The organism is Kitasatospora sp. NRRL B-11411 (assembly GCF_000721345.1).
Lineage (GTDB): Bacteria > Actinomycetota > Actinomycetes > Streptomycetales > Streptomycetaceae > Kitasatospora > Kitasatospora cineracea.
The window spans coordinates 22,034-44,682 of the sequence record NZ_JOGH01000024.1 but is presented as its reverse complement, the minus strand read 5'-3'; the positions used below and the strand labels follow the sequence as shown (position 1 = coordinate 44,682).

The window sequence follows — 22,649 nt, the reverse complement described above, 5'->3', positions numbered from 1 at the left end:
CCCAGGCGGGAGTCGGGCGAACCCCGCCCGACTCCACCGGCCCTCCGGCCCGGCCGGAGGGCCCCGCCGCGCTACGCGGTGAGCCAGTCCCGCAGCCGCTGCTCGACCTCGGCGATCGCGGCGAGCGAGCAGTGCTCCTCGCGCTTGTGGGCCAGGTTCGGGTCGCCGGGGCCGTAGTTGACGGCGGGGACGCCGTGCGCGGAGAACCGGGCCACGTCGGTCCAGCCGAACTTGGCCCGGGGCTCGCCGCCGACGGCGGCCAGGAAGTCCCGCGCGGCGGGCAGGCCGAGGCCGGGCAGCGCGGCGGGCGAGGCGTCCACGATCTCCAGCTGGTAGCCCTCGAAGACCGACCGCAGGTGCTCCTCGGCCTGCTCCAGGGTGCGGTCGGGGGCGAACCGGAAGGCGACGTGGATCCGGCACTCGTCGGGGATGACGTTCCCGGCGACGCCGCCGTCGATCCGGGTGGCGTTCAGGCCCTCGCGGTACTCCAGGCCGTCGATCTCCACCCGGCGCGGCTGGTACTCGGCGAGCCGGCGCAGCACCTCGGCGGCCTTGTGGATGGCGTTGTCGCCGAGCCAGCTGCGGGCGGCGTGGGCCCGGACGCCGGTGAGCGTGATGTCGGCGCGCAGGCTGCCCTGGCAGCCGCCCTCGACGACGGCGCCGCTGGGCTCCATCAGGACGGCGAAGTCCCCGGCCAGCCAGTCGGGGTGGACGGCGAACAGGTGGCCGAGGCCGTTGCGGTCGGCCTCCACCTCCTCGCAGTCGTAGAAGACGTAGCTGACGTCCCGGTTGGCCGCGGTGAGGGTGGCGGCGAGCCGCAGCTGCACGGCGACGCCGGACTTCATGTCGGAGGTGCCGCAGCCGTAGAGCAGGTCGCCCTCGACGTGCGAGGGCACGTTGTCGGCGATCGGCACGGTGTCCAGGTGCCCGGCGAGCACCACCCGCTCGTCCCGGCCGAAGTGGGTGCGGGCCACCACGTTGTTGCCGTAGCGGTCGACGGTGAGGTGCGGGAAGGCCCGGAGCGCGGTCTCGACGGCGTCCGCGAGGGCGGTCTCCTCACCGCTGACGGACGGGAAGTCGACGAGGCGGGCGGTCAGGGCGCCGCCGTCGAGGGTCAGGTCGAGGGGCTCGTTCGGGCTGCTCATGGCGGCCACCCTATCGATACGGCGCGGCCCGATCGGTAAGGTTGCCGGTCCTGTCCGCCGCCGCCGGCCCCCGCCGCGGGCGGCCGCGCAACCGCGCGGACCCGTACGGCCGTCCGAGCGGTTACGGTGTCCGCGAACAGCGCGCGCCGGGCCGGGACCGCTGCGACCGCACCAACCAGGGAAGGGGGCCACCCGTGGCCGAGGACGCCGACTACGACGCGCAGGACGCCGACTACGACCCGGCGGACGCCGCGTACGAGGCGCCGCGCCGGCGGCCGTGGCGGCGGGTGCTGGTCGGGGTGCTGGCGCTGGCGGTGGTCGGCGGCCTGATCGTGTGGCTGAACCGGGACAAGATCTCGCCCCCGGACGAGGGCTGCACCATCACCACCGCGGCCGGCTCGGGGACGCTGGAGCTCACGGCGGCGGCGAACGCGGCCACCATCACGGCGGTGGCGATGTCCCGCGGCCTGCCGGAGCGGGCGGTGACCATCTCGCTGGCGACGGCCATCCAGGAGTCGAAGCTGCGCAACCTGGAGGGCGGCGACCGGGACTCGGTGGGCCTGTTCCAGCAGCGCCCCTCGCAGGGCTGGGGCACCGTCGAGCAGATCATGAACCCGGTGTACGCGACCAACAAGTTCCTGGACGCGCTGGTGAAGGTGGACGGGTACGCGCAGATGCCGCTGACCGACGCCGCCCAGCAGGTGCAGCGCAGCGGCTACCCGCAGGCGTACGCCAAGCACGAGAACGACGCGACGCTGCTGTCCTCGGTGCTGACCGGCCGCGAGCCGGCCTCGCTGGACTGCGTGGTGCACGCGCTGCCCGCGCCGAGCCCGACCGACCCGGCCGAGCAGGCGCCGACGGCGGCGAACCTCTCGGAGCGGGTGCGCCGGGAGTTCGGCAAGGCGGTGTCGGTGGCGGGCGCCCAGAAGGCGGCCAAGGACCCGCGCGAGGTGCTGGCGTTCACCCCGCAGCCGACCGCGAGCACGGCGGGCGCCGGCGGGCCCGGGCAGACCGGCTGGGCGCTGGCGCACTGGTCGGTGGCGCAGGCCGCCGAGCTGGGCATCGGCCAGGTCGCGTACGACGGCAAGGTGTGGCGGGTGGACCGGCCCGGGCAGGGCTGGAAGCCGCTGGCGGACGCGCCCTCGGACCGGGTGCTGGTGACGCTGGGCGAGCCGGTCAAGAAGAAGTGACGCCCCGGCGGTGCGTTGACGCACTGGTGCGCGGGTGACCGCCCACCGGGTGATTCGCGTCAACTCCCGCTGACGGCGGGCCGGTCGGCGGGCGGTCCGCGGGCCGGTGCGCCGCCGTCCGCCGCAGGGCGCGGCCCGCAAGGGAAGTGACGGTTCTGCGCGGTCCGCCGCCCGGGCGGTCCGCCCGCCGGACCCGAAAAAGGATCGTCCGATCTTTGCCAACCCTTGACCTTGACCGGCCGAAACCTTCCCGGTGCTCTTGCGGTCATACACGTCGCCCGCCGGACGGGTCGGCCCCGCGCCGGCCGCCCGGCGGACCGTCGACCTCACTTCTTAGGAGCACCATGTCCCTCCCCCTCACGCGCCGGATCGCCCAGGCCGCGCTGCTCGTCGCCGCCACCGCGGCGCCGTTCGCGGCCGCGGGCGCCGCCTCCGCCACCGAGGTGGTGCCGCAGACCGACCTGGGCGCCGGCGTGACCAAGCTGGCCGACGTCCCCAACTCGGGTGACACGGTGCAGGGGGCCACCCACGAGCTGGGCCACGTGGTCGGCACCACCGGCGCCGCGACCCTGGCGGCGGGCGGCCCGGCGGCCGCCGACGCGGCGGGCAGCACCGTCGCGCACAACCTGCCGTCCACCGACGACGCGCTCGGCAAGCTCGGCCCGGTCGGCAAGGCCGGGCAGCTGACCGGCTCGCTCGACACGCTCACCGGCAAGGTCGCCCCGGCGGTCGAGGAGAAGGTCGGCCCGGCGGTCACCGACAAGGTCGTCCCGGCCGGCCAGAAGGCCGCCGCCAGCCCGCTGGCCACCGTGGCCAAGGCGCTGCCCGCGGACAAGCTCACCCAGAGCCTGCCGGCCGCCGACAAGCTCGGCCCGGTCACCGGCGCCGTCCAGTCGCTGCCGGTCGGGGGCGCCGTCGCGGGCCTGACCGAGCACGAGTCCGCCAACCGCCTGGGCGGCGTGCCCGCGCTGGGCGGCGGCAGCCCGCTGGGCGGCCTGACCGGCGCGCTGGGCCCGGTCGGCGGCCTGCTCGGCGGCGTGGGCGGCGGCGGCCTGCCGATCGGCTGACCCGCGGCGCCCGGCGCGGCGCGCGATGCACGACGACGGGAGGGGCGGAGCCGGCCGGCTCCGCCCCTCCCGTCGTCGTGCGCCGCGCGCGCTCAGCGCTTGAGCCGCTCCACGGCCGAGGCCACCCGCTCGTCGGTGGCGGTGAACGCCACCCGCACGAACCGGTCGCCGGCCGGGCCGTAGAAGTCGCCGGGGGCCACCAGGATGCCCAGCTCGGCGAGTTCGGCCACGCTCTCCCAGCACGGCTTGTCCTGGGTCGCCCACAGGTACAGGCTCGCCTCGGAGTGCTCGATCCGGAACCCGTACGCCTCCAGCGCGGCCCGCAGCGCGCTGCGCCGCTGGGCGTACCGGGCCCGCTGCTCGGCGACGTGCGCGTCGTCGGCGAGGGCGGCCGCGGTGGCGGCCTGCACCGGCGCGGGCACGATCATGCCGCCGTGCTTGCGGATCTCCAGCAGCTCGGCGACCACCACCGGGTCGCCGGCCACGAAGGACGCCCGGTAGCCGGCCAGGTTGGAGCGCTTGGACAGCGAGTGCACGGCCAGCAGGCCCTCGTGCGAGCCGTCGCAGACCGACGGGTGCAGCACCGACACCGGCTCGGCCTCCCAGCCGAGTTCGAGGTAGCACTCGTCGCTGACCAGCAGCACCCGGTGCTCCCGGGCCCAGGCGACGGCGCGGCGCAGCTCGGCCGCGTCCAGCACCCGCCCGGTGGGGTTGGACGGCGAGTTCAGCCACAGCAGCCGGACCTTGGAGCCGTCCAGCTCCGCGACGTCCTCGTAGGCGACCGGCTCGGCGCCGCACAGCAGCGCGCCGACCTCGTAGGTGGGGTAGGCGAGCTTCGGGTAGGCGACCTGGTCGCCGGGGCCGAGGCCGAGCTGGCCGGGCAGCCAGGCCACCAGCTCCTTGGAGCCGACGGTGGGCAGGACGGCCTCGGGGCCGATCTCGGCGCCGCAGCGGCGGCCCAGCCAGCCGGCGATCGCGTCGCGCAGCGACAGCGGGCCCCACACGGTGGGGTAGCCGGGCGTGTCGGTGTGCGCGGCCAGGGCCTGCTGGATCAGCTCGGGCACCGGGTCCACGGGGGTGCCGACGGAGAAGTCGCAGAGTCCGTCCGGGTGGGCCAGGGCGGTGCGCTTGTACGGTTCGAGCTTGTCCCACGGGAAGACCGGCAGGCGGTCGGAGACGCGGCGCGCCGCCCCCGGGTGTCCCGGGAGCGGCGCGTGCGCGCTGTCGTTGGTGCTCACAGCGTGGATGCCACCGATCGGTTCAGTGTTCGGCGTTCTGCGGGGGCAGCGCCGCGATGAACGGGTGGTCGCGCTCGATCAGGCCGAGCTTGGAGGCGCCGCCGGGCGAGCCCAGGTCGTCGAAGAACTCGACGTTCGCCTTGTAGTAGTCCTTCCACTCCTCCGGGGTGTCGTCCTCGTAGAAGATCGCCTCGACCGGGCAGACCGGCTCGCAGGCTCCGCAGTCCACGCACTCGTCCGGGTGGATGTAGAGGGACCGCTCGCCCTCGTAGATGCAGTCCACGGGGCACTCTTCGATGCACGCCTTGTCCTTGACGTCGACACAAGGCTGCGCGATGACGTAGGTCACGCTGTCGTTCCTCCTCGGAAGGGCTGCCGCCCTACTGTTTACTCGGTCGCGCGGTGCGCGCGGCGCCGTCGATGCCCGCCCCTAGTATCGCGGGTCGGGGGACGCAAATGCACAGGAGGTGCGGTTGATGGTCGGCCCAGTGCCGCTGGAGGCCCGTCCGGAGGTCCGGATAGACCCGTCTGACGTGGGACGACGCGTCTCGGTCCGGCGTGTCGACGGCGTGGCGGACGGACGTCCGGTGTTCCGCGATGTGATCGGCGTGCTCACCTCGTGGGACGGCGCGGGGTTGACGGTCGAGCCGCGCACCGGCGCGCCGGTGCGCTTCGCGGCCGAGCTGCTGGTGGCCGGCAAGCCCGTCCCGGCGTTCCCGGCCCGGCGGCTGGCGGCCCCCGCGGCCACCCCGCTGGAGCTGCAGCGCACCGCCGCCCGCGGCTGGCCCGCCGTCGAGCAGGAGCCGCTGGGCGAGTGGACGCTGCGCGCCTCGTCCGGGTTCACCCGGCGGGCCAACTCGGTGCAGGCGCTGGGCGATCCGGGCCTGCCGCTGGACGAGGCGCTGGACCGGGTGCGCGACTGGTACGCGGCCCGTTCGCTGCCCGCGTACGTCGAGGTGGTCTCCCCCGGCGCGCCGCCCGCGCTGGCCGCCGAGCTGGACCGGCTCGGCGCGGCCCTCGCCCCGACCCTGGTGCGCACCGCCCCGCTCGGCGAGCTGGCCCGGGCCGGGCGCCCGGCGGACGTCCGCCTCGCCCGCACCGCCGGGCCGGAGTGGCTCGCGCTGTACCGCCGGGTGGGCGGCGACCCGGCCCTGGAGGCGGCCGCCACCGCGGTGGTGCACGGCGGGCCCTCGGTCTGGTTCGCCCGCGTCCCCGGCCCGGACGGCGCCCCGCTGGCCATCGGCCGGCTGGTGGTGGACGGCGCCTGGGCCTGCTTCGGCGCGGTCGAGGTCGCCCCGGCCGCCCGCCGCCGCGGCCTGGCCACCGCCGTGATGGCCGCGCTGGCCGCCCGGGCCGCCGAGGAGGGCGCCACCGGCGGATACCTGCAGGTGGAGGCCGACAACGACGGCGCGATCGCGCTCTACGACCGGCTGGGCTTCACGACCAGTCACACTTACCACTACGCCCGCCTTCCCCAGCGGTAGCGTGCACCACCTGAAGTGAGCCACGACCGCTGCTGAACCGAAGGCCGCAGTGACCGAGCAGAGCAGAACCCGCTTCCGCACCGAAGCCCGGGGCGAGAACCCCGACCCGGTGCTGCTGTGCCTGCTCGCCGCCGCCGAGCACACCCTCGGCGACCCCGGCGACAGCGCCGAACAGCCGTCCCTGGACGCCCTCCTGACCGCTTGTCAGGCCGCCCTGGACCGGCACGCCGCCGCGATCCGGGAGGCGGTCGCCGAGCGCCGCCCGCGCGGGCCGGAGGAGACCGCCGCGCTGCTCGCGGCGGTCCTCGGCGGCCGCGAGCGCTTCCACGGCCGGCAGTCCGACTACCTGCGGCTGGAGTCCTCGCTGCTGCCGGAGGTGCTGCGGCGCCGCCGCGGGCTGCCGATCATGCTCTCGCTGGTCTGGTCGGCGGTGGCCGCCCGGGCCGGGCTGACGGTGCACGGCATCGCGCTGCCGGGGCACTTCATCGTCGCGGTGGGCGACCCGGGCGGCGGTGACGAGTACGTGCTGGCCGACCCGTTCCACGGCGGCCGGCTGCTCGACATCCCGGACGTGGAGCGGCTGTCCGCGGCCTCCGGCCACCCGTTCTCGCCCGAACTGCTGACCCCGGCGCAGCCGTTGGACACCGTGCTGCGCGTGCTGGGCAACATCCGGCGCTGGGCCGCCGACCGCCCCGAGCACGCCCGGACCCAGCTCTGGGCGGCCGAGCTCGCCCTGCTGCTGCCCCGCCACCCCGCCCAACTCCGGCTGGAGCGGGCCGAGTTGCTGGTCAAGACCGGCGACTTCCTGTCCGGTGCCGCCGAGATGGACGCCTACGCGGAGATCCTGGACGCCTTCGACCCGGAGAGCGCGGCGAAGGTCCGGCTGGAGGCGAGGTCGGCCCGGCACCGCCTCAACTGACCGCCGGCTCCCCTACAGCCAGCCCTTCTCCCGGGCGACCCGGACCGCCTCGGCCCGGTTGCGGGCGGCGGTCTTCTGGATCGCCATCGACAGGTAGTTGCGCACCGTCCCCTCGGACAGGTGCAGCCGGGCCGCGATGTCGGCGTTGACCGCGCCGTCCGCGGCGGCGGCGAGGACGTCGCGCTCGCGGCCGGTGAGCGGGTTGGCGCCCTCCGAGAGGGCGGCGGCGGCCAGCGTGGGGTCGATGACCTTCTCGCCGCGCAGCACCCGCCGGATGGCTTCGGCGAGTTCGGCCGCGGGGGCGTCCTTGACCAGGAAGGCGTCCGCCCCGGACTCCATCGCCCGGCGCAGGTAGCCGGGCCGGCCGAAGGTGGTGGCGATGACGACCTTCGTCCCGGGGCGGACCCTGCGGACCTCCGCGCAGGCGTCGATGCCGGTCATGCCGGGCATCTCGATGTCCAGGACGGCGACGTCGACCCGGTGTTCGGTCACCGCCGCGGCCACTTCGTCGCCGCGCGCCACCTGGGCGACCACCTCCAGGTCGCCCTCCAGCGAGAGCAGGGCGGCGAGCGCCTCCCGCACCATGCCCTGGTCCTCGGCGAGCAGCACCCGCACCGGTCGTGCATCCGTTCCGTCCGTCACGCCGGGCAGCCTATTCCCCGCTGGGTCCGGGCCGCAGCGGCACCAGGGCGCGCAGCCGGAAGCCCTTGCCGCGGTTGGCGGCGGCGGTCTCCAGCCGGCCGCCGACCTGGGCCAGCCGTTCGCCGAGGCCGCTGAGGCCGTTGCCGGCGGCGGACTTGCCGGGGCCGGCGCCGTTGTCGACGACCTCCAGGACGGCGTAGCGGCCGTCCTCCTCCCAGGTCTCGTCGAGGTGGACGGCGCACCGGGTGGCCCCGGCGCCGTGCCGGACGACGTTGGTGACGGCCTCGCGCAGCGCCCAGGCGAGCACGCCGGACTCCTCGGTGCCGAGGCCGGGGCGGTCCTCGGCGAGCCGGGGGTCGGCGTCGAGTTCGATCTGGCTGGCGGCCAGGGCGGTGCGGGCGGCGGCGAGTTCGACCGGCAGGGTGGGGCGGCGGAAGCCGCTGACGGCGCTGCGGACGTCGGCCAGGGACTGCCGGGCGACCTGTTCGATGTCGGCGACCTGGGCGCGGGCGGCCTCGGCCTTCCCGGCATCCATCAGGCGTCCGGTGAGTTCGCCCTTGATGGCGATCAGCGAGAGCGAGTGGCCGAGCAGGTCGTGCAGGTCGCGGGCGAGCCGCAGCCGCTCCTCGGAGGCGGCGAGGTGCGCGACGGCGGCCCGGGCCTCGCGCAGCTCCCGCATGGTGGCGACCAGGCGCTGCATGGCGAGCATGGCGAGTCCGGCCATCAGGCAGGGCAGGCCGATGCTGACCAGGGTCTCGGTGTCGGAGCGGCTGGTGAGCCCGACGACGGCGAAGACGCCGGTGGTGGCGAGCACGCCGACCAGCCCGAGCCGGCCGGGCAGGATCACCGCGGCGCACACCGAGGTGTACGTGAACAGGGTCAGCCAGGCCTCGCCGAGGGTGTACGAGGTGGTGACGGCGATCACGGCCATCGCGGCGAGCGGCAGGTACCGCCTGGCCTGCCGGAAGCCCGGGTGGTTGCGGATCACGATCAGCGACAGGTAGCAGGCCAGGAAGACGGCCAGCGCGACCGCTCCGGCCACGCTCGCCGCCGGGGTGTGCTGACCGGTGGTCAGGTCCTGGACGGGGTAGGCCAGGTAGAGCGCCCAGATGGAGGTCCAGGCGAGCTTGGCCAGCAGCTGCCGCCGGGTGTCCACCGGCACGCCGGGGTAGGTGGTCCAACGGCCCTCCGGCCCGTCCTCCCCGGTCTGGTCGGGGTGGCGGGCCGGTGCGGACGTCTGCATGCGGGACATCATGCCTGCCGGGCGTCCTTGCGGTACAGGTAGGCCGCGGCGGCGGTGAACAGCGCCAGGAAGGCGGCGAGCGCGGCGATCGGGAGGCCGGCCACGCCCTGGCCGTGGATGAACGAGGCCAGCTGGTTGTAGTCGTAGACCGGGTTGAACCGGGCGTAGGCCTTCAGCGAGTCGCTGACCGGGAACCAGGTGCCGCCGAACAGCGCCATCAGCATGTAGACGATCATCACCACGGGCTGGACGGCGTCCGGCTCGGCGGCGTAGCCGAGGGCGACGCCGAGCGCGGCGAAGACGAAGCTGCCGAGCCAGAGCGCGGCGCCCAGGCCGAGCCACTGGGCGGCGGTGAGGTCGACGCCCTCGATCGCGCCGATCACGAAGACCACCAGGATCGCGGGCAGCGTGGTGACCGCGCAGGCGGCGATCTTGCCGAGGGTGTAGGCCCGGCCGGGCAGGGCGGTGAGCCGCAGCTGGCGGGTCCAGCCGCTCTTGCGCTCCAGCGAGATCCGCTGCGCGGAGCCGGTCAGGACGGCGCCGACCGCGCCGAAGGTGGCCATCGAGACCATGAAGTACGACTTGACGGAGACTCCGCCGGCCACCGTGCCGCCGCTGCCGTAGGCGCTGATGAAGAACACGTACAGCAGCGCCGGGTAGAGCACGGTGAACATCAGGTACCGCTTGTTGCGCAGGGTGCGCAGGATCTCCAGCCGGACCAGGGTGGTCATCGCGCGTTCTCCTCTTCGTTCTCGGCCCGGTCCTGCTCGCCGGTGATGGTCAGGAAGGCCTGTTCCAGGCCGAGGCTGGTGACTTCCAGTCCGCGCGGGTACAGGCCCGCCTTGTAGAGCGCGGCGACGCCGGCGTCGGCGTCGGCGGAGCGGATCCGGACGGTGCTCACGCCGTCGGCGCGGGTGCTGACGTCCAGGCCGACGGTGCCGGGCAGGGCGCGCAGCAGGGCCTCGTCGAAGCCGCCGCCGTCGGAGGGGTGGAGTTCGAAGCCGATCCGGCGGGCGCCGGCCCGGGCCTTGATCTCGGCGGAGGAGCCGTCGGCGATCAGCCGGCCCTTGTGCAGGACCAGGACCCGGTCGGCGATGGAGTCGGCCTCCTCCAGGTAGTGGGTGGCGAACAGCACGGTGCGTCCGGCGTCGGCCTGGGCGCGCATGGCGTCCCAGAACTGGCGGCGGACCGAGACGTCCATGCCGGTGGTGGGCTCGTCCAGGACGATCAGGTCGTTGGCGCCGGCCACCGCGAGGGCGAACCGGACCCGCTGCTCCTGGCCGCCGGAGAGCTTGTCGACCCGCCGGTCGGCGATCTCGGTGATCCCGGCGGTGGTGAGCACCTCGTCGACGCCGTGGCCGCGGGGGTGGACCTTGCAGGCCAGTTCGACGATCTCGCGGACCTTGACGTCGGTCATCAGGCCGCCGCTCTGCAGCATCGCCCCGACCCGGCCGGCGGCGATCGCCGCCCGCGGGGTGCCGCCGAACAGCTCGACCGTGCCGCTGTCCGGCTCGCGCAGGCCCAGCAGCAGGTCGAGGCTGCTGGACTTGCCCGCGCCGTTGGGGCCGAGCAGGGCGACCGTCTCGCCCGGTCGCAGCACCAGGTCGAGGCCGTTCACCGCCTTCACCCGGCCGTAGCTCTTGCTGACGTTCCGGAAGGCCGCGACCTCCCCCGTTCCCGTCGCCATCTGCACCAAGTCCCTTCGAGGGCCGTCTCTCTCCGACTCCTCCAGGTTCCCCGGGACGGGGGTGGCCGCGGCAGTGCCCGCCGTCGTGACGTCCGCATGACGGATGTCACGGGCGGGGCCGTGACAGGGCCGTCACAGCAGGCCGAGCGCCTCCTTCAGGAACCGCACCTGGAGCAGCAGCAGGTTCTCCGCGACCTGCTCCTGCGGGGTCATGTGGGTCACCCCGGACAGCGGCAGCACGGTGTGCGGGCGCCCGGCCGCGAGCAGCGCGGTGGACAGCCGCAGGCTGTGCGCGACCACCACGTTGTCGTCGGCCAGACCGTGCACGATCATCAGCGGCCGGCGCAGCGAAGGGGCCATCTCCACCAGCGAGTTGGCGGCGTACGACTCGGGTTCGGTGTTCGGGTCGCCGTAGTAGCGCTCGCTGTAGTGGGTGTCGTACAGGTCGTGCTCGGTGACGGGCGCGCCGGCCACCGCGGCGTGGAAGACGTCCGGTGCGCGGAGCACCGCGGCGGCGGCCAGGTAGCCGCCGTACGACCAGCCGCGGACGGCGACCCTGGCCAGGTCGAGCGGGAACTCCTCGGCGAGCGCGTGCAGCGCGTCGACCTGGTCCTCGACGGAGACCTCGGCGGTGCGCCGGCTGATCGACTTCTCCCAGCCGGGGCTGTGCCCGGGGGTGCCGCGCCCGTCCGCGACGATCACCGCGAAGCCCTGGTCGGCGAACCACTGCGACACCAGGTGCGGGTTGTGCGCCTGCACCACCCGCTGCCCGTGCGGGCCGCCGTACGGGTCCATCAGGACGGGCAGTTCCCCGTCGACGTCGGGGTCGTAGCCGGTGGGCAGCAGCACCGCGCAGGGGATCCGCCGCTCGCCCGCGAACCGGAACACCGGCCGGGCGGCGATCAGCGGGGTGGCCGCGTGCGAGGCGACCACCAGCGGTTCGGCGCCCGCGCGGTGCACGGTGACGGTGGTGCCGGGGCGCATCGGGTCGGCGGTGGTGAGCACGGTGGTGCCCCCGCCGCGCACCGCGCCGAGCGCGCCCTCGCCGACCTCCCGCACGCCGTCCGGGCCGGCCTCGAAGACGCCCAGCCAGCCGGGCGGGCGGCGCTCGAACTCGGCGGCCCCGGCGGAGGCGGTGAACAGCACCCGCTCGCCGTCCGTGCCGAGCACCGAGCGGACGTGCAGCCCGGCGTCGGTGAGCGCCTTCTCGCCGACGGTCAGCACCCGGACGCCGTCCCGGTCGGTGATCCGCACCAGTTCCCCGTCGGCCCGGCGCACCGGCACCCCGCCGAACAGCTCCAGCCAGTCCGCGTCCCGCTCGGTGACCAGCACCGAGGTCTCCCCGGTGGCCGGGTCGGCCGCCAGCACCAGCTGTTCGCGCTGGTCGCGGGCCTGCACCTGGAGCAGCGGCGGCCCGCCGGCCGACCAGTGCACCCGGGCCAGGTACGGGTGCGCGGCGCGGTCCCAGCGGATCTCGGTGCGCTCCCCGTCCAGGCCGAGTCGCCACAGCCCGACCTCGGCGTTGGGCGTGCCGGCCGCCGGGTAGGCGATCTCGGCCGGCGTGCGGCCGGGGTTGGCCGGGTCGGCGATCCACCAGCGGCGCACCGGGGTGTCGTCGACCCGGGCGGCCAGCAGCGCGCTGCCGTCGGGGGCCCACCAGTAACCGCGGGTGCGGCCCATCTCCTCCTGGGCGATGAACTCGGCCTGGCCCCAGCTGATCCCGTCGCCCTCGGGCCCGGCCAGCAGCCGGTCGCCGCTGCCGTCGGCGGCGGTCACCCGCAGCTCGCCGCCGGGGGTGGCGTAGGCGACCTGCGTGCCGTCGGGGCTCGGCCGCGGGTCCAGCAGCGGGGCGGCGGCGGGCAGTTCGCGGGCCGCGCCGGTGGTGGTGTCGACCACGAACAGCCGTCCGGAGAGCGCGAAGACGGCGGTGCGCCCGGCCGCGTCCAGGGCGTAGCCGACGATGCCGGCGGAGGTCTCCCGGCTGCGCTCGCGGCGGGCCCGCTCGGCGTCGGACAGCTCCTCGGTGCCGCCGCCGAGCAGCACCTCGGGGTCGGCGAGCACGCTCTCGGCGCCGGTGGAGACGTCCAGCCGCCACAGCAGGTTGCCGTGCCGGCCCTCGGGGCGGGCCCGCAGGAACAGCACCCGGGCGCCGTCCGGGGAGACGCTGAACGAGCGGGGCGCCCCCGCGGTGAACCGCCCGGTGCGGGCGTACTGCCGGGGGAAGGTGTCGTGCGGCTTCTCGGTCGTCATGCGGTCGACCCTACGGCCCCGCCCGCCGGTGATCACCCGGACGGCGCAGCCCGCCCGGACGGCCGGGTACGGCCGTTCGGAGGGCCGCTGACCGGGGGCGCAGCGGGCCGCGCCCGGGGCGCGACACCCCGGGCGGGCTCACGGAACGTCACCTCGGCGTCACCGATCGGGTATCAGTGGACCATCGTTCCGCCCGCTGCCCCGTCCCCGGGGCCGCGCACCCGAGGAAGGGTGTGAGCCGTCATGGCTTTGTCCGTCTCCGCCGTCGTGCTGATGCTGGTCGTGGTCGTGGTCCTGGTCCGCCGGTCGAGCCTGAAGGTGAGCCACGCGCTGGTGTGCGCGCTGCTCGGCTTCTACCTGGCGTCCAGCTCGATCGCGCCGTCGATCCAGCAGGTGACGGCCAACCTGGCCGGGATGCTCAACGGCCTGAACCTCTAGTCCGCGGTGCGCGTGGGCCTGCCTGGGGAGTCCCCTCCGGGCGGGCCGTTAAGCTGCCGGACATGACCTCCGTACCTCCGGCCGACGCGCGCGGGCTGCTGCTGGTGCACGCCCATCCCGACGACGAGTCGATCAACAACGGCTCCACGATGGCCCGGTACGCGGCCGAGGGCGTCCGGGTCACCCTGGTGACCTGCACGCTGGGCGAGGGCGGCGAGGTGATCCCGCCGGAGCTGGCCCACCTGGAGCAGGGCCGCGACAACACCCTGGGCGAGCACCGGATCGGCGAACTGGCCGCCGCGATGCGCGAGTTGGGCGTCACCGACCACCGCTTCCTGGGCGGCCCGGGCCGCTGGCGGGACTCCGGGATGATGGGCGTCGCGGACAACGACGACCCGTCCTGCTTCTGGCGGGCGGACGTGGACGAGGCGGCCGGCCTGCTGGCCGCGGTGATCCGCGAGGTCCGGCCGCAGGTGCTGGTGACGTACGACGAGAACGGCGGCTACGGCCACCCCGACCACATCCAGGCGCACCGGGTGGCGCTGCGCGGCTACGAGCTGGCCGCCGACCCGGCCTTCGGCCCGGAGCTGGGCGCGCCCTGGCGGATCGCCAAGGTCTACTACAACCGGATGCCCCGCTCGGTGATCGAGGCCGCGCTGGCCACCACCGCCGCCGAGGCGCCGTTCGAGGGCACCGCCCCGGTCGACCAGATCCCGGGCGTGGTGGACGACCGGACGGTCACCACCGTCCTGGACAACGCCGCGCACGCCGGGGCGAAGGCCGCCGCGATGCGCGCGCACGCCACCCAGATCACCGTGGCCGGGCGGCACTTCGCGCTCAGCAACCACCTCGGGCAGCCGCTGCTGGCCACCGAGCACTACGAACTGGTGCGCGGCGCGCTCGGCCCCGGCGCCCCGGAGACCGACCTGTTCGCGGGGGTGGAGCTGTGAGGTTCCTGCACGCCCTGCTCGGCACCCGCGAGCAGCGCCTGGCCGAGCGGATGCCGCCGCGCGGCGTCCGGGTCGCCGTGTACGTGCTGCTGTTCCTGCTCGGCGCCGCGGTGTCGGTGTGCGGAGCTTTCGTGCAGACCCTGTGGGGCGGCTTCGGCGTGGTGCTGGCGCTGGCGGCCTGCGCCGGGCTGTTCTACGGCGGGCTGCGGGCGACCGGCACCAAGCTCGGCGCGGGGTGCGCGCTGGGCGGCTGGTTCCTGGTGCTGGCGGTGCTGCTGGCGCCCCGCCCGGAGGGTGACCTGGTGCTCTCCGCGACGCCGTCCGCGTACCTGTACCTGTTCGGCGGCGCGGTGCTCGGCGTGGTCTGCGCGACCCTGCCGACCCGCTCCGGCTTCCTGTTCGGCGTACCGGCGCCGGAGCCCCGACGGACCGTCAGGGGCGGCGACCGCTAGCGCATACCGGGGTGATCCGGACCAAGGGGATCCCCCGGTCGTCCTCCGGCCCGGAACCCTTGTCGGTAAGGTGGTGCCCCGGCGGGCCACCCCACCGTCCGGCCCGGCCGGGTCGGACGGTAGCTTCGGCACCACTCGCGTGGCGGGGGCGCTCGCCGCAGCCGACACGTGAACAGCTGATGTCCCCGGGGCCGGTAGCCCGCCGCACGGCCGCACGCCGTCGTCCGGTGGTCACCCGCCCCATACGCAGCGGACGGCCCGGCCGGCCCGGCCGCGAACCCGGAGCAGAGCAGCATTGAGCAGCCGCGAATCTGACAACGCCCAACCGCAGCCCCGCCGCGGCGGCCCCGACGCGTACCCGTCGGGCACCCCGCCGTACGGCACCGGTGTGCCCGGTGGGCTCGGCGCGGACCCGGCCGCCGGACGGACCGCTCCCGGTCCGCGCGCCGACGAGGCCGACGCGCCGAAGACGACGGAGACCACGCTGACCACCCGGGTGCGGATCAACATCCCCGGTTCCCGGCCGATCCCGCCGGTCGTGGTGCAGAGCAAGGTCAAGGACGAGCAGCCCGCCGAGCCGTCCGGGCCGCGCCACCGCGGCGGCGCCGGCGACCCGGTGCTCGGCGTGATGGACAGCGGGGGCCGCACCGGCACCCCGCCGACCCTGCCGCCGGAGTGGCAGGAGCCGGCCGCGCCCAAGGCCGCGGCGAAGGCGTCCGAGTCGGATTCCACCGGCGAGTGGTTCAAGCCGCGCCAGAAGGGCCGTCCGGAGCCCGCCCCGGCCGCCGCCCCGGCGGGGCCGGCCCAGCCCGCCGCGGGGGCCCCGCAGGCCGCCCAGCAGCCTGCGCCGCGCCCGTCCGGCGCGCCCGCCTCGCCGTTCGCCCCGGCCGACCCGGCGGTGTCCTCGCGCACCGGCGGCCACCCGCTGCCGCAGCAGGGCGACCCGTTCCAGGCCGCCGCCGCGCAGGACCCGTTCGCCCAGGACCCGTTCGGGCAGCAGCCGGGCCGGCCGGGCCGGGCCCAGCAGCAGCCGATGGCCGCGCCCGGCCCGCAGGACCCGTTCGCGCAGGACCCGTTCGCCCAGCAGCCGGGCCGGCAGGCCCAGGCCCAGCACCCGCAGGACGCTGCTCGCCGCGCGAACCGGGCGGCGGCCGCCGCCGACGACCCGTTCACCGCCCCGCGCCCCGGCCAGGGCCAGGCCCAGGCCGGCCCGTTCGCCGCCGGTCCCGGTCCGCGCGGCGAGCAGCGCCCCGGGGCGACGGGGGCCGCCGGGGAGCCGGAGGACACCCAGATCGGCGGTTTCGACCCGGTCACCGGCGAGGAGCCCGCCCCGGGCGCCGCCATATCGGACCCGCCGACCACCCAGCTGTTCCTGAAGTCCCCGAACGGCGGCGACCCGTTCGCCGAGGAGCCGAAGTCCCAGTCCCCGGCGCAGGCCCAGTCCCGCCCGGCCGGCGACGGCAGCGGCGGCCGGTTCGCCGACCTGCCCGCGGCGCAGCCGTTCCCGGGCGGTTCGCGGGCCGCGACGCCCAAGCGCGAGCCGTCGCCCGAGGCGGCGGCCGCGGCGGCTGCGGCCCGGGAGGCCGCCGAGGAGGAGGAGCCCGCGGCCCGGAAGAAGGGCGGCCGGGGCCGGAAGCTGGTCGTGACCGGTCTCGGCGGCGTGCTGTTCCTCGGCGCGGCCGTGTACGGCGCGGGCCTGATGATGAACCAGTCGGACATCCCCAAGGGCACCACGGTGCTGGGCACCGACATCGGCGGCGACTCCCGCGACCAGGCGGTGACCGCGCTGGACGGCTCGGTCGGCAAGGCCGGGCAGCAGCCGATCCGGGTGAAGATCGGCGACCAGTCGGCCACCCTGGACCCGGCCAGCGCCGGGCTGAGCTTCGACACCACGGCGACGGTGGACGCGCTGACCAAGCACAGCTACAACCCGGTCGAGGTGCTGGGTTCGCTGACCGGCAGCGCCAAGGCCGTCGAGCCGCAGGTCCGGGTCGACCGGGCGAAGCTGAAGGCCGCGCTGGACGACCTGGGCGCCAAGTCCGGGCAGAGCCTCCAGGAGGGCTACGTCCGGTTCACCAAGAGCGGCGGCACCGAGGTGGTCCCGGGCGCGGGCGGCAAGGCGCTGGACTCGGCGGCCGCCGCCGACCTGGTCGAGCAGGCGTACCGCGGCCGGGCGGCCGGCCAGGCGGACACCGAGGTGGCGCTGCCGGTGGCCGACGCGCAGCCGAAGGTCGGCCAGGACGCGCTCCAGGCCGCCGCCGACGACCTGGGCAAGCAGGTGCTGAACGGCAACGTCACGGTCACCGCGGGCGGCAAGCAGTTCGCCTTCGGCCGCAACACCGCCGCCGACGCGCTGGTGCTGGCCCCGGACGCGTCCGGCACCGTGGTCCTCAAGTGGGACCTGGACAAGCTGGCCGCCGCCGTCGGCACCGTCTTCGACAAGGTGAAGACGACCCACAACGGCCAGCAGGGGCCGATCACCGCGCAGGACGTCGCGGACGCCATCGGCCAGGGCGTCTCGAAGACCGGCAAGGACCGCACGGTCAAGATCCCGGCCTGACGCTCCGTCACCGCACCGGCGCGGCCGGGGTGCCCCACCGGGCGCCCCGGCCGCGCTGGCGAATCCTCGCCACTGGCGTCACGGAACGGGACGAAACGGACGCCGCAACCGGGCGGCCACGTCGCGTTACCAATACTTGATCCGCCGCAGGTCGACAAGTCAGTTCACCGGTACGCAAGATGTGCCGCGTGCCGAGACCCCGCTTCCTCCCGCTCGCCCTGACCGCCACGGTGGCGGCGCTGTCCGTCGCGCTCTGCTCGTGCAGCTCCACCGCGGGCTCCGCCGCCGGCGCTCCCCCGGCCGCCGCGGCCGGGGCGGGCGGCGACGCGCCGCGGATGACCCAGCAGGAGATGAACGCCCGGCCGCGCGCCGAGCTGCGCCAGGGCGGCACCCTGACCTGGGCGATCGACCAGTACTCCACCCAGTGGAACCCGGTCCAGGCGGACGGCTCCGAGGCGTCCACCAACGACGTGGTCAAGGCGCTGCTGCCGACCTTCTGGCGCTCCGACGCCGGCGGCGTGCAGACCCCGAACCCGGCGTACCTCACCGACGTGAGGAGCGAGCTGCAGCAGGGCAAGCAGGTCGTGGTGTGGACGCTGAACCCGAAGGCGCACTGGTCCGACGGCACCCCGATCACCTGGCGCGACCTGCGCGCGAACTGGCAGGCGCTGGGCGGCCAGGACCCGGCGTACAAGACCGCCACCACCAACGGCTTCGACCAGGTGGAGAGCGTGGTCCGCGGCCAGGACGACTACCAGGCCGTGATGACCTTCAAGGAGCCGTACTCGGAGTGGCAGGCGATGTTCAACAACGCCGGCAACGCCCCGCTGCTGCCCGAGCGGTACGTCTCCACCCCCGAGCTGTTCAACACCTCCTTCAAGAACCGCATCCCGGTCACCGCGGGCCCCTTCAAGGTGGGCTCGATGGACCCGAAGACCCGCACCGTCACCGCGGTCGCCGACCCGGGCTGGTGGGGTGACAAGCCGCTGCTGGACAAGATCGTCTTCAGGGCGTACGACACCGGCGCGATGCCGGAGGCGTTCGCCAAGGGCGAGGTCGACTTCTACAACAACGGCCCCAACACCGAGGGCTACAAGCTGATCCGGTCCACCGCGGGCGGCGAGGTCCGCCGGGCGGGCGGCCCCAACCTGCGCCAGCTGGTGCTGAACGGCAGGAGCCCGCTGCTGGAGGACGCCCGGGTGCGCCAGGCGCTGATCCAGGCGATCGACCGGGCCGAGATCACCCGCACCGACCTGGCCGGCCTGGACTGGCCGTACGTGCCGATGAACAACCACTTCCTGGTGCCCTCCCAGCACGGCTACCAGGACAACTCGAACGGCCTGAGCCGCTTCGACCCGGACACCGCCCGGGCCACCCTCGACTCGCTGGGCTGGAAGGCCGGCCCGAACGGCGTGCGCGGCAAGGACGGCAAGGAGCTGGTGCTGCGCTACGTGGCGCCGGCCGCGAACAACCTGGCCGCCAACGAGAGCGAGGAGGTCACCCGGATGCTGGCCGCGGTCGGGGTGACCGTGCAGGTGCAGACCGTGCCGGCCGGCGAGTACTTCGACGGCTACATCTACAAGCACGACTTCGACCTGACCTCCTTCTCCCTGCTGGGCACGCCCTTCCCGGTCTCCAACTCGATCAGCACCTTCCAGCAGGACTCCGGCTCCAACTGGGCCCAGGTCGGCAGCAAGACGCTGGACAAGGCGATGGCGGACGCCGCGAAGGCCGACACGGTGGACGACGAGACGGCGGCGCTCAACCGCGCCGACACCGAGGCCTGGCAGGTCGCCGGACTGGTCCCGCTGTACCAGCGGCCGGCCATCTACGGGGTGCGCAAGGAGCTGGCCAACATCGGCGCCACCGGGCTCGGCGATGTGGTCTACGAGAACATCGGGCTGATGAAGTAACAACCGCGGCAGTAACGGCCGCGGCGAAGTCTCGCCAATGGCGAGAAAATGCCAGTCGGGCGACTCCCCCCGGGCCGCCCGAATTGGGTGACCCCTACCCATGAATTCGCCCCGCCATGCCCGAAAACAGCGATGTCCGATAATCGGACACTCAATTGCGACTGCCATTTGCCCTGAAGGCCGCCAAAACGGACACTTGATCTACGCGCGTCAAGTGATCACGGGTTCGAACTCGGCGTCCAGATAACGGAGCTGACCGTGCATCGTTACGGACATGTGAACGCCACATGCTCGGGTTTGTCCGGTTTTGACCGTCTCGCTGAGTCGATGTCAAGAGTCCGAGAACTACGAAGTGGTTGACATTCCAGCACGAAGGAGGAAATGGGCCCCCGACAACTGGGGAACTCTTGACGTTCGATAAACGACTTGCAAGAGTCCATTCATCCAAGTTCTTACTCCTTGCTTCTGCACGGACCACGGTCGGGAGCTTTAGCACCATGACGACGCCTACTGGGGCCACGACGGACGGGAACACCTCCCGTCCCGGGTCGACGTCGGACCACGCGGACAACGCCACGGCCGACACGCCCGCCGATCCGGGCTTCCGCGGCCTCTCGCCCGGGAAGCTGATGTGGCGCCGCTTCCTCCGTGACCGCACCGGGGTGGTGAGCGCCTGCATCGTGCTGTTCTTCGTCGCGGTGGCGATCCTCGCCCCGGTCATCTCCATGCTGTACGGCAAGAACCCGGAGACGCACTACGGCCAGGACGACGTGTCCCTGCTGACCGACTCGGGCCTGCCCACCGGCCCCAACGGCGGCATGAGCGGCGACTTCTGGTTCGGCCTCGAGCCGGGCCTCGGCCGTGACGTCCTCACCCTGCTGATCTACGGCATCCGCACCTCGCTGATCATCGCGGTCGCCACCTCGCTGCTGACCACCGTGATCGGTGTCGCGCTCGGCATCGCGGCCGGCTACCTGGGCGGGAAGGTCGACTACTTCATCGGCCGGGTGATCGACGTCCTGATGTCGTTCCCGTCGCAGATCTTCCTGATCGCCTGCATGCCGGTGGTCACCAGCCTGCTGGTCAGCCCGAACGAGAAGAACCCGGGCTGGCTGCCCTTCGTGGCGGTCACCACCGTGCTGTCGCTGCTCGGCTGGATGGGCCTGGCCCGCATCCTGCGCGGTGTGTCGCTGTCGCTCCGCGAGCGGGAGTTCATCGAGGCCGCCAAGGTCACCGGCGCCTCCCCGATGCGGATCATCTTCAAGGAGATCCTGCCCAACCTGTGGACCCCGATCCTGGTGCAGTCCACCCTCGCGCTGCCGGCGTTCGTCACCGCCGAGGCCGGCCTCTCCTACCTCGGCGTGGGTGTCTCCGAGCCGACCCCGGACTGGGGCCGCATGATCGCCGACGCCGCCAACTACCTCCGGACCGACGTCACCTTCCTGCTCTTCCCGGGCCTCGCCATGGTGGTGTTCGTTCTGGCCTTCAACCTGCTCGGCGACTCCGTCCGGGACGCGTTCGACCCGAAGACCAACCGCTGACAGGTCCTCAAGACTCCGGGGGGACGGGTAAGCCAGGCCCCGGGCACACCCACGAAGATTTCCGCACAACTATCCCAGGCAGGATGAAGATGAGCTCTCGCAAGACGCGGCTCGCGGCCGCCATTCTCGTGGCCGGGGCCCTGACCGTCACCACGGCGTGCTCCAGCGGCCACAGCAACAGCGACGGCACCAAGGCCGGCGCCTCCAAGGCCCCGGTCAAGACCACCACGATCTCGGTCGGCACCGCCGACGACTCGAAGGGTCCGGCCGTCGCCGAGCCGGGTGCGAAGAAGGGCGGCACGGTCAACATGATCGACCGCGACGACTTCTCGCACCTCGACCCGGCCCAGATCTACATGAACTACAACAGCGAGGTCTCGCTGCTGTTCACCCGTCAGCTGACGGGCTACAAGACCGCCGCGGACGGCTCGCAGAAGCTGGTCGGCGACCTCGCCACCGACACCGGCACCACCACCGACGGCGGCAAGACCTGGAAGTTCACGCTGAAGGACGGCGTGAAGTGGCAGGACGGCACCCCGATCACCTCGGCGGACGTCAAGTACTCGATCGAGCGCACCTACGCCTCGTTCATCAAGTCCGGCCCGACCTACATCCAGACCTGGCTGTCGGGCGACAAGTACCGCGAGGCGTACGAGGGCCCCTACGGCGGCAAGAGCCTGGACTCGGTGCAGACCCCGGACGACAAGACCGTGGTGATCACCTTCCCCGAGGCCCACACCGACGCCAACTTCACCCTGGCGATGACCGGTTACGGCATCGTGCCGCGGGCCAACGACACCAAGGAGGAGTACGACAAGAAGCCGTTCTCCTCGGGCCCGTACCAGATCGTCGAGCACGTCACCGACCGCTCGCTCGACCTCGAGCGCAACCCCAACTGGGACCCGGCCACCGACCCGATCCGGAACGCCTACCCGGACAAGTGGCACATGACCTTCGGTGTCCAGGCCCAGCAGTCCACCGAGCGCTTCATGGCGGACAACGGCGACGACAAGAACGCCTTCTCGTTCCACAACCAGGTCCACACGACCTACATCGACCAGGTCAAGGCCGACGAGAAGCTCAAGCCCCGCACCCTCGAGGGCCTGACCCCGTACGTCGACTACTACTACATCAACAACACCCGGGTGAAGGACCAGAAGGTCCGCGAGGCGCTCATCAAGGCGTTCCCGCACCAGCAGACCCGCCAGCTGCAGGGCGGCACCTCCTACGGTGACTACGCCACCGCGTACATGAGCCCGACCGTCCTGGGCTACGAGTCCTACGACCCGTACGGCATCCTCAAGAAGCCGCAGGGCGACCCGGACGCCGCCAAGCAGCTGCTGACCGAGGCGAACGCGGTGGGCACCCCCATCGTCTACGCGTACAACAACACCCCGGTGCAGCAGAAGGTCACCGAGGCGATCCGCGACGCGCTGGAGAAGGCCGGCTTCAAGTTCGTCCCGAAGCCGCTGGACTCGAAGACCTACTACGACGCCATCGGCCTGACCAACAACGAGTACGACCTGTACTGGGGTGGCTGGGGCGCCGACTGGCCGACCGGTTACACCTCGCTGCAGCCGGTCTGGGACGGCCGCGCCATCGCCGACGGTGCCTCCAACTACGCCCACCTGAACGACCCGGAGATCAACTCGGCGATCGACGCCGCGGTGAAGGTCGCCGACCCGGTGGAGCAGGGCAAGGCCTGGGCCGCGATCGACAAGAAGCTGCAGGACAAGGCGGTCTCGATCCCGGACGTCTACCAGCGTTCGCTGAGCCTCTACGGCTCGGGCCTGGGCGGCGTCAAGTTCGACACCCTGGCCGGCCTGCAGTCCCCGCTCAACATCTACGTCAAGTAGTAGTCGTCACCGAGCAGTAGCTCACGGCGGGGCACCGGCACGATCTGCCGGTGTCCCGCCCCGATCAGGAGAGC

At 73.7% G+C, this 22,649-nt stretch carries 19 protein-coding genes; 11 read left to right on the top strand and 8 right to left on the bottom strand.

The window, feature by feature from the left end; genetic code table 11:
• Positions 1 to 71: 71 nt before the first annotated feature.
• The gene (gene dapE / locus IH44_RS0114440) at positions 72 to 1,145 is read right to left on the bottom strand and encodes a succinyl-diaminopimelate desuccinylase (RefSeq protein WP_030459929.1); all 1,074 of its coding nucleotides are present in this window, start codon (positions 1,143 to 1,145) and stop codon (positions 72 to 74) included.
• A 194-nt stretch (positions 1,146 to 1,339) separates the two neighbouring features.
• Between dapE and IH44_RS0114435 the strand changes: the two genes are divergently transcribed.
• Both IH44_RS0114435 and IH44_RS49705 read left to right on the top strand, forming a co-directional pair.
• Positions 1,340 to 2,335, top strand: coding sequence for a hypothetical protein (locus tag IH44_RS0114435; RefSeq protein ID WP_030459928.1), 996 nt, complete (start codon positions 1,340 to 1,342; stop codon positions 2,333 to 2,335).
• Between the two features lie 344 nt (positions 2,336 to 2,679).
• Entirely contained in the window at positions 2,680 to 3,402 is a 723-nt protein-coding gene (locus IH44_RS49705; RefSeq protein WP_051816895.1) for a hypothetical protein, read from the top strand.
• Positions 3,403 to 3,494: 92 nt separating this feature from the next.
• On the opposite strand, the gene dapC is transcribed toward IH44_RS49705, so the two are convergent.
• A complete protein-coding gene (gene dapC / locus IH44_RS0114425) occupies positions 3,495 to 4,640 on the bottom strand; it encodes a succinyldiaminopimelate transaminase (RefSeq protein WP_051816894.1) in 1,146 nt (381 codons plus the stop codon).
• Between the two features lie 22 nt (positions 4,641 to 4,662).
• Positions 4,663 to 4,989: a ferredoxin gene (gene fdxA, locus IH44_RS0114420; RefSeq protein WP_030459925.1), complete on the bottom strand. Its 327-nt coding sequence runs from the start codon at positions 4,987 to 4,989 to the stop codon at positions 4,663 to 4,665.
• Positions 4,990 to 5,116: 127 nt separating this feature from the next.
• Between fdxA and IH44_RS0114415 the strand changes: the two genes are divergently transcribed.
• Positions 5,117 to 6,124, top strand: coding sequence for a GNAT family N-acetyltransferase (locus IH44_RS0114415; protein WP_030459924.1), 1,008 nt, complete (start codon positions 5,117 to 5,119; stop codon positions 6,122 to 6,124).
• Between the two features lie 49 nt (positions 6,125 to 6,173).
• On the top strand, positions 6,174 to 7,043 hold the full coding sequence (locus IH44_RS0114410; RefSeq protein ID WP_030459923.1) for a transglutaminase-like domain-containing protein: 870 nt from the start codon (positions 6,174 to 6,176) through the stop codon (positions 7,041 to 7,043).
• A 12-nt stretch (positions 7,044 to 7,055) separates the two neighbouring features.
• Here IH44_RS0114410 and IH44_RS0114405 read toward each other — a convergent pair whose 3' ends face one another.
• The 5 genes from IH44_RS0114405 to IH44_RS0114385 all read right to left on the bottom strand — a co-directional run bounded on the left by IH44_RS0114405 (position 7,056) and on the right by IH44_RS0114385 (position 12,865).
• Entirely contained in the window at positions 7,056 to 7,685 is a 630-nt protein-coding gene (locus IH44_RS0114405) for a response regulator transcription factor (RefSeq protein ID WP_030459922.1), read from the bottom strand.
• A 10-nt stretch (positions 7,686 to 7,695) separates the two neighbouring features.
• Positions 7,696 to 8,928, bottom strand: a complete 1,233-nt coding sequence (locus IH44_RS0114400) for a sensor histidine kinase (RefSeq protein ID WP_030459921.1) — start codon at positions 8,926 to 8,928, stop codon at positions 7,696 to 7,698.
• Between the two features lie 8 nt (positions 8,929 to 8,936).
• Positions 8,937 to 9,659 (bottom strand): ABC transporter permease, encoded by a 723-nt coding sequence (locus tag IH44_RS0114395; RefSeq protein ID WP_030459920.1) that lies wholly within the window; start codon positions 9,657 to 9,659, stop codon positions 8,937 to 8,939.
• Positions 9,656 to 10,615 carry an ABC transporter ATP-binding protein gene (locus tag IH44_RS0114390; RefSeq protein ID WP_035955108.1) on the bottom strand — a complete coding sequence of 320 codons (960 nt, stop codon included), beginning with the start codon at positions 10,613 to 10,615 and terminating at the stop codon, positions 9,656 to 9,658. Before IH44_RS0114390 ends, IH44_RS0114395 begins: the two co-directional genes overlap by 4 nt.
• Before the next feature lie 132 nt (positions 10,616 to 10,747).
• A complete protein-coding gene (locus IH44_RS0114385) occupies positions 10,748 to 12,865 on the bottom strand; it encodes an alpha/beta fold hydrolase (protein ID WP_030459918.1) in 2,118 nt (705 codons plus the stop codon).
• Positions 12,866 to 13,108: 243 nt separating this feature from the next.
• Here IH44_RS0114385 and IH44_RS0114380 point away from each other — a divergent pair, with 243 nt between their 5' ends.
• From IH44_RS0114380 to IH44_RS0114350, 7 genes are all read left to right on the top strand, one after another.
• Positions 13,109 to 13,303 carry a DUF2304 family protein gene (locus IH44_RS0114380; protein WP_030459917.1) on the top strand — a complete coding sequence of 65 codons (195 nt, stop codon included), beginning with the start codon at positions 13,109 to 13,111 and terminating at the stop codon, positions 13,301 to 13,303.
• A gap of 62 nt (positions 13,304 to 13,365) precedes the next feature.
• Entirely contained in the window at positions 13,366 to 14,253 is an 888-nt protein-coding gene (gene mshB, locus IH44_RS0114375; RefSeq protein ID WP_030459916.1) for an N-acetyl-1-D-myo-inositol-2-amino-2-deoxy-alpha-D-glucopyranoside deacetylase, read from the top strand.
• On the top strand, positions 14,250 to 14,705 hold the full coding sequence (locus tag IH44_RS0114370) for a DUF6113 family protein (protein WP_063759609.1): 456 nt from the start codon (positions 14,250 to 14,252) through the stop codon (positions 14,703 to 14,705). Before mshB ends, IH44_RS0114370 begins: the two co-directional genes overlap by 4 nt.
• A 295-nt stretch (positions 14,706 to 15,000) precedes the next feature.
• Positions 15,001 to 17,265 (top strand): peptidoglycan binding domain-containing protein, encoded by a 2,265-nt coding sequence (locus IH44_RS0114365; protein WP_030459914.1) that lies wholly within the window; start codon positions 15,001 to 15,003, stop codon positions 17,263 to 17,265.
• 188 nt (positions 17,266 to 17,453) lie between these two features.
• On the top strand, positions 17,454 to 19,178 hold the full coding sequence (locus IH44_RS0114360; protein ID WP_035955106.1) for an ABC transporter family substrate-binding protein: 1,725 nt from the start codon (positions 17,454 to 17,456) through the stop codon (positions 19,176 to 19,178).
• A 497-nt stretch (positions 19,179 to 19,675) separates the two neighbouring features.
• Entirely contained in the window at positions 19,676 to 20,719 is a 1,044-nt protein-coding gene (locus tag IH44_RS0114355) for an ABC transporter permease (protein ID WP_030459912.1), read from the top strand.
• 89 nt (positions 20,720 to 20,808) lie between these two features.
• Positions 20,809 to 22,575: an ABC transporter substrate-binding protein gene (locus IH44_RS0114350; protein ID WP_051816891.1), complete on the top strand. Its 1,767-nt coding sequence runs from the start codon at positions 20,809 to 20,811 to the stop codon at positions 22,573 to 22,575.
• The last annotated feature ends 74 nt before the right edge of the window (positions 22,576 to 22,649 follow it).